This is a genomic window from Stutzerimonas sp. FeSN7, assembly GCF_030263795.1.
Lineage (GTDB): Bacteria > Pseudomonadota > Gammaproteobacteria > Pseudomonadales > Pseudomonadaceae > Stutzerimonas > Stutzerimonas stutzeri.
In genome coordinates this window covers 4,011,179-4,023,057 of the sequence record NZ_JARPMN010000001.1, presented here as the reverse complement: position 1 = coordinate 4,023,057, position 11,879 = coordinate 4,011,179, and the positions used below count along the sequence as shown (strand labels likewise).

At 58.8% G+C, this 11,879-nt stretch carries 11 protein-coding genes; 10 read left to right on the top strand and 1 reads right to left on the bottom strand.

What is annotated here, in order from left to right; all coding sequences use genetic code 11:
* The first annotated feature begins 153 nt into the window (after nucleotides 1-153).
* From rpmE to P5703_RS19230, 3 genes are all read left to right on the top strand, one after another.
* Nucleotides 154-366, top strand: a complete 213-nt coding sequence (gene rpmE / locus P5703_RS19240) for a 50S ribosomal protein L31 (protein ID WP_003301052.1) — start codon at nucleotides 154-156, stop codon at nucleotides 364-366.
* Nucleotides 367-386: 20 nt separating this feature from the next.
* On the top strand, nucleotides 387-1,181 hold the full coding sequence (locus P5703_RS19235; RefSeq protein WP_279641945.1) for a thermonuclease family protein: 795 nt from the start codon (nucleotides 387-389) through the stop codon (nucleotides 1,179-1,181).
* 141 nt (nucleotides 1,182-1,322) lie between these two features.
* Entirely contained in the window at nucleotides 1,323-2,591 is a 1,269-nt protein-coding gene (locus P5703_RS19230; RefSeq protein ID WP_011911783.1) for a malic enzyme-like NAD(P)-binding protein, read from the top strand.
* Between the two features lie 65 nt (nucleotides 2,592-2,656).
* On the opposite strand, the gene P5703_RS19225 is transcribed toward P5703_RS19230, so the two are convergent.
* Complete coding sequence (locus P5703_RS19225) at nucleotides 2,657-5,080, bottom strand: penicillin-binding protein 1A (protein ID WP_285589097.1); 2,424 nt, start codon at nucleotides 5,078-5,080, stop codon at nucleotides 2,657-2,659.
* A 179-nt stretch (nucleotides 5,081-5,259) separates the two neighbouring features.
* On the opposite strand from P5703_RS19225, the gene P5703_RS19220 reads away from it, so the two are divergent.
* Genes P5703_RS19220 through aroB form a run of 7 tightly spaced genes read left to right on the top strand, consistent with a single transcriptional unit; the run spans nucleotide 5,260 to nucleotide 11,875 of the window.
* A complete protein-coding gene (locus P5703_RS19220) occupies nucleotides 5,260-6,324 on the top strand; it encodes a pilus assembly protein PilM (protein ID WP_013981650.1) in 1,065 nt (354 codons plus the stop codon).
* Nucleotides 6,324-6,896: a type 4a pilus biogenesis protein PilN gene (pilN, locus tag P5703_RS19215; RefSeq protein WP_014595705.1), complete on the top strand. Its 573-nt coding sequence runs from the start codon at nucleotides 6,324-6,326 to the stop codon at nucleotides 6,894-6,896. Before P5703_RS19220 ends, pilN begins: the two co-directional genes overlap by 1 nt.
* A complete protein-coding gene (pilO, locus tag P5703_RS19210; protein ID WP_017244292.1) occupies nucleotides 6,893-7,519 on the top strand; it encodes a type 4a pilus biogenesis protein PilO in 627 nt (208 codons plus the stop codon). The genes pilN and pilO overlap by 4 nt, the downstream gene beginning before the upstream one ends.
* Nucleotides 7,516-8,043: a type 4a pilus biogenesis lipoprotein PilP gene (pilP, locus tag P5703_RS19205; protein ID WP_013981653.1), complete on the top strand. Its 528-nt coding sequence runs from the start codon at nucleotides 7,516-7,518 to the stop codon at nucleotides 8,041-8,043. The genes pilO and pilP overlap by 4 nt, the downstream gene beginning before the upstream one ends.
* A 53-nt stretch (nucleotides 8,044-8,096) precedes the next feature.
* Nucleotides 8,097-10,196 (top strand): type IV pilus secretin PilQ, encoded by a 2,100-nt coding sequence (locus P5703_RS19200; RefSeq protein WP_285589092.1) that lies wholly within the window; start codon nucleotides 8,097-8,099, stop codon nucleotides 10,194-10,196.
* 6 nt (nucleotides 10,197-10,202) lie between these two features.
* Complete coding sequence (gene aroK, locus P5703_RS19195; protein WP_041755271.1) at nucleotides 10,203-10,748, top strand: shikimate kinase AroK; 546 nt, start codon at nucleotides 10,203-10,205, stop codon at nucleotides 10,746-10,748.
* Between the two features lie 23 nt (nucleotides 10,749-10,771).
* Nucleotides 10,772-11,875, top strand: a complete 1,104-nt coding sequence (gene aroB / locus P5703_RS19190) for a 3-dehydroquinate synthase (protein WP_011911792.1) — start codon at nucleotides 10,772-10,774, stop codon at nucleotides 11,873-11,875.
* The last annotated feature ends 4 nt before the right edge of the window (nucleotides 11,876-11,879 follow it).

The following is an 11,879-nucleotide window of genomic DNA, read 5'->3' as shown; positions in this document are numbered from 1 at the left end:
GGCGCTCGCCGCCGTCCCATAGCGCGATCCGGGTGGCGGGACGCCGGTCGCCTGCGCTTGCATCACCTTTTTGCTCTGGTATGATTCGCGCCCTACTTCGTGCGGTACTCGACATAGGGTCGGGTGGCGGCACGCAATCCCAGAGGATTCACCATGAAAGCCGATATCCATCCGAACTACGTCGAAATCGAAGCCACCTGCAGCTGTGGCAACGTCATCAAGACCCGCTCCACCCTGGGCAAGAACCTGAACATCGACGTCTGCTCCGAGTGCCACCCGTTCTACACCGGCAAGCAGAAGGTGCTGGATACCGGCGGCCGTATCGATCGCTTCAAGCAGCGTTTCGGTGTGTTCGGCGCCAAGTAAGCCGACACGGCGGGAATCCGATGAGGTTTTCCGAACACATGAAAAAGGCGTCCCTCGTGGGCGCCTTTTTCGTTTCCATCTTCTGCAGCCTGCAGGCCCTTGCGTTCTGTCCCTCGCCCGGGACACTGCCGCTGGTGGGCGTGGCAAAGGTGGTCGATGGCGATACGCTGCGTCTGGTCGATGGGCGAAACGTGCGCCTGATCGGTATCAACACGCCGGAATTGGGGCGTGATGGGCGCAAGGCCGAGCCGTTCGCCGTGGCGGCGCAGCGCCGGTTGCGCGCGCTGGTCGAGGCTAGTAATGGGCGGGTGGGGCTGGTCCCCGGGCGCGAGTCAAAGGATCGCTACGGTCGTACCCTGGCTCACGCCTATGACGAGCAGGGCCGTAATCTGGAATCGGCCTTGCTGGCCGAGGGGCTTGGCCTGATGGTGGCGATCGCCCCCAACACGGCGCTGGTGGCTTGCCACCGGCGGGCCGAGCAGCAGGCGCGTCAATCTCGCCTGGGTGTCTGGCGCAAGTTGACGCCGCGTTCGACTCGCGCCGTGAGGCAGGGTGGGTTCGCCTTGTTGCAGGGGATGGTCGAGCGGGTCGAGCATAATCGCGGCGGCTACTGGCTGGAGATGGAGGGCCCGCTGGTGGTTCACATTCCGCCGCAGGCGTTCAGTGCCTTCGACCTGGCGCAGCTACCCAGGCTTGCTGGCAAGACACTCGAACCCAGAGGTTGGCTGGTAGATCGGCGCGGACGGGCTGGGGCAGGGCAGGCTCGCTGGATGTTGCGGGTGACCCATCCCGCAATGCTCGGGTTACCACGCTGACCGGGCAGTCAGTGCTCTACCCGAAAAGTCGTATGGGCCTGGGCTTGACAGCCTGCTCCGCACGTTGGCTTGTGAGCGCGCTCGTTCTTGGCGTATGCTCGACCGCCTGTCTGTCCCAGTAAAAATAAGCGGAAATGCCACATGACTGACCTGAAAACTGCCGCGCTCGAATACCATGCCCAGCCCCGTCCGGGAAAGTTGAGCGTCGAGCTCACCAAGCCGACCGCCACCGCTCGTGACCTTTCTCTGGCCTATAGCCCGGGTGTCGCCGAGCCGGTTCGCGAAATCGCTCGCGATGCGGAGCTGGCTTACCGCTACACCGGCAAGGGCAACCTGGTGGCGGTTATCTCCGATGGCACCGCTATTCTCGGTCTGGGTAATCTCGGTCCGCTGGCTTCCAAGCCGGTAATGGAAGGCAAGGGCGTTCTGTTCAAGCGCTTCGCGGGTGTCGACGTGTTCGACATCGAAGTCGACGCCGAGAGCCCGCAGGCCTTCATCGATACCGTCAAGCGCATCTCGATCACCTTCGGTGGCATCAACCTTGAAGACATCAAGGCGCCGGAGTGTTTCGAGATCGAGCGCGCGCTGATCGAGCAGTGCGACATCCCCGTCTTCCACGACGACCAGCACGGCACCGCCATCGTAACGGCGGCAGGCATGCTCAACGCACTGGAGATCGCCGGCAAGACGCTGGAACAGGCGAAGATCGTCTGCCTTGGTGCCGGCGCTGCCGCTACCTCATGCATGAAGCTGTTGGTCAGCATGGGCGCGAAGATCGAAAACATCTTCATGATCGACCGCAAGGGCGTGATCCATGCCGGCCGCGACGACCTCAACCAGTACAAGGCCGTGTTCGCCCACGAAACCGACAAGCGCACCCTGGATGACGCGCTCGATGGTGCTGATGTCTTCGTCGGCCTGTCGGGTGCCAACCTGCTGAGCCCGGAAGGCCTCAAGCGCATGGCGGCCAATCCGGTCGTGTTCGCTTGCTCCAACCCGGATCCGGAGATTAGTCCTGAGCTGGCGCATGCGACCCGTTCGGACGTGATCATGGCGACCGGTCGTTCCGATTACCCGAACCAGGTCAACAACGTCCTCGGCTTCCCGTTCATCTTCCGCGGTGCGCTGGACGTTCGTGCCAAGCGCATCAACGAAGAGATGAAGATCGCCGCCGCGCTGGCTCTTCGTGATCTGGCCAAGCTGCCGGTACCGGCCGAAGTTGCCGCTGCCTATGGTGTGGACAGCCTGGAGTTCGGTCGCGAGTACATCATTCCGAAGCCCATGGATCCGCGTCTGATCACGTTGGTATCGGATGCCGTGGCCAAGGCGGCGATCGAGAGTGGTGTGGCCACGCTGCCATACCCATCGCACTATCCGCTGCAGTCGGTCGGCGATGTGTTCAACGGCTGATTCGCTCTGAAAAGAAAAACCCCGCCGAGGCGGGGTTTTTTTTGGCTGCGAAGTCCGCCTCTGGATCAGAACAGATCGAGTGGCGCGGCTTCGTCAGCGGGCAGCGGGCTGCCCGGCGCCTGGTAGCCAGGATCGAACTCGCCCATCGGCGGTGGTGAGTCTTCGCTCTTGAACACTTCGAAGTACGCATCGGGTGTGCTAGGCGTGGCAGCCCGGCCGCTGACAGGATCGATCCGCAGCTTGAGCAGTCCGTCGGGCTCAGCCGGAGGATGCTCAGGCATGTCCTTGAGCACGGCGCCCATGTAATTCATCCAGATCGGCAGCGCGACCGTTCCGCCATACTCGTTGCGTCCGAGGCTTTGCGGTTGATCGAAGCCGGCCCAAACGGTAGTGACCAGATCGGCGTTGTAGCCGGAGAACCAGCTGTCGATGGAGTCGTTGGTCGTGCCCGTCTTGCCGGCGATGTCGTCACGGCCCAAGGCTAGCGCGCGACGCCCGGTGCCTCGTTTGATCACATCCTGGAGCATGCTGGTCATGATGTAGGCGGTGCGTTCGTCGAGTACCTGTTCGGCAAAGCGCGGCGCGGCTGGCATTTGTTCACCGTCCGCAATGACCGGGTTGCTCTGCACCGGATGGACCTCGACATCTGCAGTCTGCGTTTCTCGCGGCGGGACGCGTGCCGGATTGGCTTCGAACAGCAGGTTGCCCTCGCGATCCTCGATGCGCTGGATCAGGTAGGGCTCGATCTTGTAGCCGCCGTTGGCGAAGGTGGTCCAGCCGGTGGCGATCTCCATTGGCGTGAGCGTTGCCGTGCCTAGCGCCAGGGAAAGATTTCGCGGCAGGTCCTGCGCGTTGAAGCCGAAGCGGGTGATGTAGTTGATCGTGTAGTCGACCCCCATGGTTTGCAGCAGCCGAATCGACACCAGATTCCTGGACTTGTACAGCGCTTCGCGCATGCGGATCGGCCCCAGGAATGTGTTGTTGTCGTTCTTCGGCCGCCAGATGCGGTCCATGCCCTGCTCGACGAAGACGATGGGCGAGTCGTTGACCAGGCTCGCCGCGGTATAACCGGCGTCCAGTGCGGCGCTATAAATGAACGGCTTGAAGCTGGAGCCAGGTTGGCGCTTGGCCTGGATGGCACGGTTGTAATTGCTCTGGCCGAAGGAGAAGCCGCCCGCCAGCGCTTCGATCGAACCATCCTCAGGGTCGAGCGAAACCAGTGCCGCTTGTGCCTGCGGAACCTGGCTGAACACGGCGGCTTCGTCCTGCCAGCGAATGCGCACCACGTCTCCCACCTTCACCACGTCCGCCGGACGCTGCGGGCGAGGCCCCATGCTATTGATGCCGAGGTACGGCCGGGCCCACTTCATACTATCCCAGCTCACCGTGTGTTCCTGACCATCGCGGGTGATGACGAGAATTCCACTGGTCTCTACCTGGGTGACAGCGGCAGGCTGCAGGCCGGAAAGGCTTCGGTACTTGGCAAGTTCCTGAAGCCAGGTATCGCGGGACGCGTTGGCCAGATTGGCTTCCGGCCCGCGATAGCCATGGCGCTGGTCGTACTCGATCAGTCCGCTGTTCAGCGCATTATTGGCCGCGATCTGGCGCTCGCTGGAAACCGTCGTGTAGACCCTGAAGCCATCCGTATAGGCGGCGCTGCCGAAGCGGCCGACCATTTCTGCGCGTGCCATCTCGGCGATATAGGAGGCGTCGAGCTCCGGCGTTGCTCCGTGGTACCGAGCGGTCTCAGGTTCGGCCAGGGCCTGCCGATAGCTTGATTCATCCAGGGAGCCAAGGCGATACATGCGACCGAGGATCCAATCCCGTCGCTCCTTGCTGCGCGCCGGATTGACCAATGGGTTGAATGCGGATGGGGCCTTCGGCAGGCCGGCGATCATCGCCAGCTGGGCAACGCTCAGCTCGGAGATGGGCTTGCCGTAATAGACCTGAGCGGCGGCCTCGATTCCATAGGCGCGATTGCCGAGGTAGATCTTGTTGACGTACAGCTCGAGGATCTCGTTTTTGCTCAGCTCTCGCTCGATCTGCAGGGCCAGCAAAATTTCGTTGATTTTGCGTGAAAAGCTCCGCTCACTGGTCAGGAAGTAATTCTTTGCAACCTGCATGGTGATGGTGCTGCCACCGGTCTGAATCTGCCCGCTTTTCAATAATTGCGTGGCAGCGCGCATCAGGCCGGTTATGTCGACGCCATAATGATTGGCGAAATTGTCATCCTCTGCGGCAAGCAGCGCGTGGATGAAGGCTTGCGGTATGTCGTCGAAGCGAATGGGCGAGCGCCGCATCTCGCCAAACTCTGCGATCAGCTTGTCATCGGCGCTGTAGACTCGCAGCGGGATCTGGAGCTGGATGCTGCGAAGGGAATCGACCGAGGGCAGGTTAGGGCTGAGGTAGAGAAATGCACCGCTGATGCTGAGCAACAGGGCGCAAAAAACTGCGAAGCACGACCAGATAAGAAATTTCAAAAAACGCATCGGGGTTCTTGGAATCCAGGATTTGGGAGGGGGAGCGGCGACGATGCTGAAAGGGAAAACCGTTCACATTATATGCGCTTTTTTTGCCGGGTAGCCATTTGCGCTTCTGTCAAGGCTGTTATCTAATGTGGATAAACATAATTAATCCGTAAGTTGCGGATAAAGATAGGAAATCGGTCGTGCTAGGGCTCTTCACTAAGAAAGCGAACACGCTGCTTGGGATCGATATCAGTTCGACCTCAGTCAAGCTCCTCGAATTAAGTCGATCGGGTAATCGGTACCGCGTCGAGGCTTATGCCGTCGAGCCGCTACCGCCGAATGCCGTCGTCGAAAAGAACATCGCCGAACTTGAGGGTGTCGGTCAGGCCCTGCAGCGAGTCGTTGCCAAGGCCAAGACCGGCTGCAAGTCCGCTGTTGTCGCTGTCTCCGGGTCTGCCGTCATCACAAAGATGATTGAAATGGATGCCGGGCTTTCTGATGAAGAGCTCGAGAACCAGCTCAAGATCGAGGCGGATCAGTACATCCCCTACCCACTGGAGGAAGTCGCGATCGACTTCGAGGTGCAAGGTCCTGCGCCTCGCGCGCCTGGCAGGGTAGAGGTTCTCCTCGCCGCTTGCCGTAAAGAGAATGTCGAGATCCGTGAAGCCGCGCTGGCCTTGGCCGGGCTTACCGCCAAAGTGGTGGATGTCGAGGCCTATGCGCTTGAACGCTCCTATGGGTTGCTCGCTTCACAGCTGGGTACAGCGCACGGCGAGCTGACCGTTGCCGTCGTCGACATCGGCGCGACCATGACAACCCTGAGCGTGCTGCATAACGGGCGTACCATCTACACGCGCGAGCAGCTGTTCGGTGGTCGCCAACTGACCGAAGAGATCCAGCGCCGCTACGGTCTGTCTCAGGAAGAAGCCGGCCTTGCCAAGAAGCAAGGCGGTCTCCCAGATGACTACGACAGTGAAGTCCTGCTTCCGTTCAAGGAGGCGGTGGTGCAGCAGGTATCCCGCTCGTTGCAGTTCTTCTTCGCTGCAGGGCAGTTTCACGACGTCGACTGCATCCTGCTCGCGGGCGGGACGGCCTCCATTCCGGGTCTCGATCACATGATTCAGCAAAAGATCGGAACGCAAACTCTAGTGGCTAATCCCTTCGCCGATATGGCTTTGAGCGGCAAGGTGAACGCCGGGGCGCTGGCCAGTGATGCGCCTGCGTTAATGATTGCATGCGGTTTGGCGCTGAGGAGCTTTGACTGATGGCTCAGATCAACCTACTTCCGTGGCGTGAACAGCTGCGGGAAGAGCGTAAGCAGCGCTTTCTGGCTTCCCTCGTGGGCGTACTTGTCGTCGCCGCCGGCCTGGTATTCCTAGGCGATCGCTATTTGCAGGGTGCGATCGAACAGCAGAATGCGAGGAACGAGTTCATCAAAAAAGAAATTGCAGTTCTGGATGCTCGGATCGCGGAAATCAAAGAGTTGAGGGAGCGTCGCCAACAACTTCTGGAGCGAATGAAGATTATCCAGGATCTTCAGGGGAATCGCCCCATCATTGGCCGGGTATTCGATCAGCTCGTTAGAACGCTGCCGGACGGTGTTTATTTCACGTCGCTCAAAATGACCGGAAAGAACATCGCGATCGTTGGTGCTGCCGAGTCGAACAATCGGGTTTCAAACCTCATGCGTAATCTCGACGGCTCCGATTGGCTTGAAGCGCCGAATCTGAACGAGGTGAAGGCGGTTACTGCGGGGGCCGTCGATCAGGAAAATGTCTTCCAGTTGACAGTGCAGCAGACCCAGCCGGGCGCATCTACGGAAGGAGCTAAGCCATGAGTCTGGCTGAGTCGTTGGAAAGTCTTCGCAAGGTTGATCTTGCCGATCTGGATTTGAATAACCTGGGATCGTGGCCAGCGCCGGTTAAATTTATTACTGGTGTGATAGTGCTCGCGGCAGTGCTCGGCCTGGGGTATTACTTTCACTTGCAGGATCTGCAGTTGCAACTCGAGCAGCACCGTGCTCAAGAGGTAACTCTAAAACAACAGTTTTCAACCAAGGCGTTTCAGGCCGCTAACCTGGAAGCTTACAAAGAGCAGATGGCCGAAATGGAAACATCATTCGGTGCGCTGCTTCGACAGCTGCCAAGCGATACCGAGGTCCCGGGGCTGCTGGAAGACATCACTCGTACTGGTTTAGGTAGCGGGTTGGAGTTCGAGGAGATCAAGTTGCAGCCCGAAGTGGCTCAGCAGTTCTATATCGAACTGCCGATCAATATCAAGGTCATTGGCGGCTATCACGACCTGGCGACATTCGTAAGCGGCGTATCAAGTCTTCCGCGAATAGTTACGCTGCATGATTTCGAGATACTTCCCGAAAAGGGTGAAGCTGCTACATCGAAATTGCGCATGAGCATCGTTGCCAAGACTTATCGCTATAACGACAAGGGGCTGCAGAAATGAAGGGGGGGCGACTGACTGCGCTGGGTCTGACCCTGGCGGTGCTTTCGGGCTGCAGTGGCAGTTCTGACTTCAACGACCTACAGCAGTATATGGATGAGGTGAGAACCAAGCCGAAGGGCACGATCGAACCTCTGCCGGCCTTCATCCCTTATGAGGCGTTCACCTATAGCGCAGCAGCGTTGCGTCATCCATTCCAGCCGCCCGTGAAGCTTGACTTGGCGCAGCGGCAGCGAGGGTCGAAGGACATCCAGCCCGACGAGTCACGAGTCAAGCAGTTTCTCGAGGGGTTCAATATCGAGAACTTTTCCATGGTCGGCACGCTGGCCAATGGAGGTGGCCGGTATGCGCTGATCAAGGGGGGCGATGGTGTTCACCGGGTCAAGATTGGCGATTACCTGGGGCGTAACCACGGGCGCATCGTCGAAATCAGCGAGGCCGCAGTGGATGTGGTTGAAATCGTCCCTGATGGAGAGGGTGGGTGGCTTGAGCGCCCGCGCAGTCTGACCTTGAAAGAGCGCACCTAGCGCGGGGCAAAAGAATGGAAAACCTTTACCGGTCTGCACAACGGAAGCAATTTATGAACACTACCCTTTCTCGCCTGGGCGTATCTCTGCTGGCGGCATTTATTTCGCCAGCACTGCTGGCGGCCAATCTCAACGCCTTGGATGTGGCTGCTTTGCCGGGCGATCGGGTTGAGTTGAAACTGGCATTTGACGAGCCTGTCGCGTCACCTCGTGGCTACACGCTGGATCAGCCTGCACGCATTGCCCTGGATCTTCCAGGCGTATCCAACAACCTAGGGGCCAAAAATCGGGAGTTGGGCGTTGGTAATGCGCGCAGCGTAACGGTCGTCGAGGCTCAAGGGCGCACCCGGCTCATCGTCAATCTGACCGCGCTTGTTCCGTATTCCACTCGAGTGGATGGGAACAATCTGTTTGTCGTGCTGGGAGAGAGCTCGGGGGCGACCAGCTCTGCGGCTGCATCCGCCGCGGTCACTGCCCCGATTGCCAAGCCTGCTCCGGTTAAGCCGATGGCGGCCGGCAAGGCGATCGACAATATCGATTTTCGCCGCGGTGAAGATGGTGCCGGAAACGTGGTAATCACACTGTCCGATCCGTCGGTAGGTTCGACTATCGAAGAGCAGGGAGGAAAGATCCGCGTTGTGTTCGCCAAGGCGGAGCTGCCTGAAGCACTGCGTGTTCGGCTCGACGTCCAAGATTTCGCTACGCCGGTGAAGTTTGTCGACTCGACCGCTCAGGCAGGCGGTGCCAGTATCGCCATCGAGCCTACTGGGCGATACGATTATCTCGCCTACCAGACAGACAATAAGCTGACCATCAGCGTAAAACCTCTTACAGAAGAAGAGGCCGATAAGCGCAAGGCAGACCGTTTTGCCTATTCCGGAGAAAAGCTGTCGCTGAACTTCCAGGATATTGATGTCCGTTCCGTACTGCAGTTGATCGCTGATTTTACCGACCTGAACTTGGTTGCCAGCGATACCGTCAGTGGCAATATCACTCTTCGTTTGCAGAACGTGCCATGGGATCAAGCGCTCGACCTGGTTTTGAAAACCAAGGGGCTGGATAAACGGCAAGTCGGGAACGTGCTGCTCGTTGCGCCAGCTGACGAAATCGCTGCGCGTGAACGCCAAGAGCTCGAGTCGCAGCGCCAGATTGCCGAGCTTGCACCGTTGCGTCGTGAGGTCGTGCAAGTCAACTATGCGAAGGCTGCAGACATTGCTCGCCTGTTCCAGTCAGTGACGAGCAACGGCGCCGTCGCAGAAGATCGTGGCTCTATAGCGGTGGATGATCGCACCAATAACATCATCGCTTATCAAACGCAGGAGCGACTTGACGAGCTGCGTCGCATAGTCGCTCAGCTCGACATTCCTGTGCGACAAGTGATGATCGAGGCGCGGATCGTCGAGGCGAACGTTGACTACGACAAGAGTCTCGGCGTTCGCTGGGGGGGAAATCTTGGAGCTGGCAACAAATGGAGCGCTTGGGGAAAGAACGGCAATCTGGATATTGAGGATGGTGAAGACGGCGGCCAACAGATTACATGGCCTATGAATACGCCGTTTGTAGATATGGGGGCTGTCGGTTCTACTTCTGGCATTGGACTCGGATTTGTAACGGATAACGCGATCCTTGACCTCCAGCTTTCGGCGATGGAGAAGACGGGAAATGGCGAGGTGGTTTCTCAGCCTAAAGTGGTTACTGCCGATAAGGAAACTGCAAAAATTCTCAAAGGCTCGGAAGTTCCCTATCAGGAAGCTAGTTCCAGTGGGGCAACTAGCACATCCTTTAAAGAGGCTGCGCTTTCGCTAGAGGTGACGCCGCAGATTACGCCGGATAACCGAATCATCATGGAAGTAAAGGTCACAAAGGATGAGCCGGATTTTTCACAGGCAGCGACAACCGGCGTGCCGGCTATCCGCAAGAATGAAGTGAACGCGAAAGTGCTTGTCACTGATGGCGAGACGATTGTTATCGGCGGAGTCTTCTCTAATACGCAAAGCAAATCGGTCGATAAGGTGCCATTCCTTGGGGATTTGCCATATCTTGGACGCCTTTTCCGTCGCGACCTAGTGCAAGATCGAAAATCTGAGCTGCTTGTGTTCATTACTCCTAGGATCATGAATAATCAGTCAATCCAAGCTAGCCGCTCATATTGACCGTTAATGCACAACTTCATCCTCATAGGCCCGATGGGAGCTGGTAAAAGCACCATCGGGCGCTTGCTTGCCAAAGAGCTGCGTTTGCCGTTCAAGGATTCCGACAAGGAAATCGAGCAGCGGACCGGCGCCAGCATTCCTCTGATCTTCGATGTAGAGGGTGAGGCCGGTTTTCGCGAGCGTGAACGTGCAGTGATTGCCGATCTTTGTCAGCAGGACGGGGTGGTGCTCGCTACGGGTGGGGGCGCGGTGTTGCGCGAGGACAATCGCAAGGCACTTCGCTCCGGTGGTCGCGTCGTCTATCTCTGCACTTCTGTCGATCAGCAGCTCGAGCGCACGTCGCGCGACCGCAATCGTCCGTTGCTTCAGGCAAGCGATCCCCGTAGCGTTCTTGCTGCGCTCATGGCTATTCGCGACCCGCTGTACCGCTCCATTGCGGATATCATCATCGAGACAGACGAGCGTCCGCCGCGGCTGGTGGTCATGGAAATTCTCGATAGGCTCGCTTCATTGCCTCCCCGTGAAAGCCAGGATGAATCTGCGCTATCCTAGCCCTCTTTATTGTTGGGGGCCCCATGCAGACTCTTCAGGTCGATCTCGGCGAGCGTAGCTATCCCATTCATATCGGCGAGCGATTGATCGATCGCAGCGATCTTTTTGCAAGCAAGATTCGCGGCCGCCAAGTCGCCATCGTGACCAATGAAACGGTTGCGCCACTGTACCTCGATCGTCTGACGAGCACGCTTTCCGGCTATTCCGTTACCCCCATAATCCTGCCTGATGGCGAAAGCCACAAGAATTGGGAGACGCTTCAGCTTATTTTCGACGCACTGCTCGGTGCTCGGCACGATCGCAATACAACGGTCGTGGCGTTGGGCGGCGGCGTCATCGGCGACATGGCGGGATTCGCGGCCGCCAGCTACCAGCGTGGTGTGGACTTCATCCAGGTGCCGACCACGCTTCTCTCGCAAGTGGACTCCTCGGTTGGTGGCAAAACCGGCATCAACCACCCGCTGGGCAAGAACATGATCGGCGCGTTCTACCAGCCTCGTGCGGTGGTCATCGATACCGCCACGTTGGCGACGTTGCCGTCTCGCGAGCTGTCTGCAGGGCTGGCCGAAGTTATCAAGTACGGGCTGATCTGCGACGAGCCCTTCCTGACCTGGCTTGAAGCCAATATCGATCGGATTCGCTCGCTGGATTCACTGGCGCTGACCGAGGCGATCCACCGTTCCTGTGCAGCCAAGGCCAAGGTGGTCAATGCGGACGAGCGAGAATCGGGTGTGCGCGCCACCCTCAACCTGGGCCATACCTTTGGCCATGCTATAGAGACTCATATGGGTTATGGGGTCTGGCTGCATGGTGAGGCGGTATCGGCGGGAACCGTGATGGCGCTTGAGATGTCCTCTCAGCTCGGCTGGATCGGCCAGGCGGATCGTGATCGCGCCATCCGGCTTTTGCAGCGAGCCGGGCTGCCGGTGGTGCCTCCTGCCGAGATGCAGCCGCAAGATTTCCTTGAGCACATGGCGGTGGACAAGAAGGTCCTGGATGGTCGCCTCCGTCTGGTGCTGCTTCGGCAGATGGGGGAGGCGGTTGTCACAGGCGACTTCCCTCGCGGCGTGCTCGAAACCACCTTGAGCGCCGATTACGGTGCTATGACGGAACACTTGGGAGCGTAAGAAA

What these genes read in the sequence shown, in the direction of transcription:
- aroK (WP_041755271.1), top strand. Translation starts at nt 10,203, where the DNA reads ATGCACAACTTCATCCTCATAGGCCCGATGGGAGCTGGTAAAAGCACC.
- pilP (WP_013981653.1), top strand. Translation starts at nt 7,516, where the DNA reads ATGAAGGGGGGGCGACTGACTGCGCTGGGTCTGACCCTGGCGGTGCTT.
- aroB (WP_011911792.1), top strand. Translation starts at nt 10,772, where the DNA reads ATGCAGACTCTTCAGGTCGATCTCGGCGAGCGTAGCTATCCCATTCAT.
- rpmE (WP_003301052.1), top strand. Translation starts at nt 154, where the DNA reads ATGAAAGCCGATATCCATCCGAACTACGTCGAAATCGAAGCCACCTGC.
- pilO (WP_017244292.1), top strand. Translation starts at nt 6,893, where the DNA reads ATGAGTCTGGCTGAGTCGTTGGAAAGTCTTCGCAAGGTTGATCTTGCC.
- pilN (WP_014595705.1), top strand. Translation starts at nt 6,324, where the DNA reads ATGGCTCAGATCAACCTACTTCCGTGGCGTGAACAGCTGCGGGAAGAG.
- P5703_RS19225 (WP_285589097.1), bottom strand. Translation starts at nt 5,080, where the DNA reads ATGCGTTTTTTGAAATTTCTTATCTGGTCGTGCTTCGCAGTTTTTTGC.
- P5703_RS19235 (WP_279641945.1), top strand. Translation starts at nt 387, where the DNA reads ATGAGGTTTTCCGAACACATGAAAAAGGCGTCCCTCGTGGGCGCCTTT.
- P5703_RS19230 (WP_011911783.1), top strand. Translation starts at nt 1,323, where the DNA reads ATGACTGACCTGAAAACTGCCGCGCTCGAATACCATGCCCAGCCCCGT.
- P5703_RS19200 (WP_285589092.1), top strand. Translation starts at nt 8,097, where the DNA reads ATGAACACTACCCTTTCTCGCCTGGGCGTATCTCTGCTGGCGGCATTT.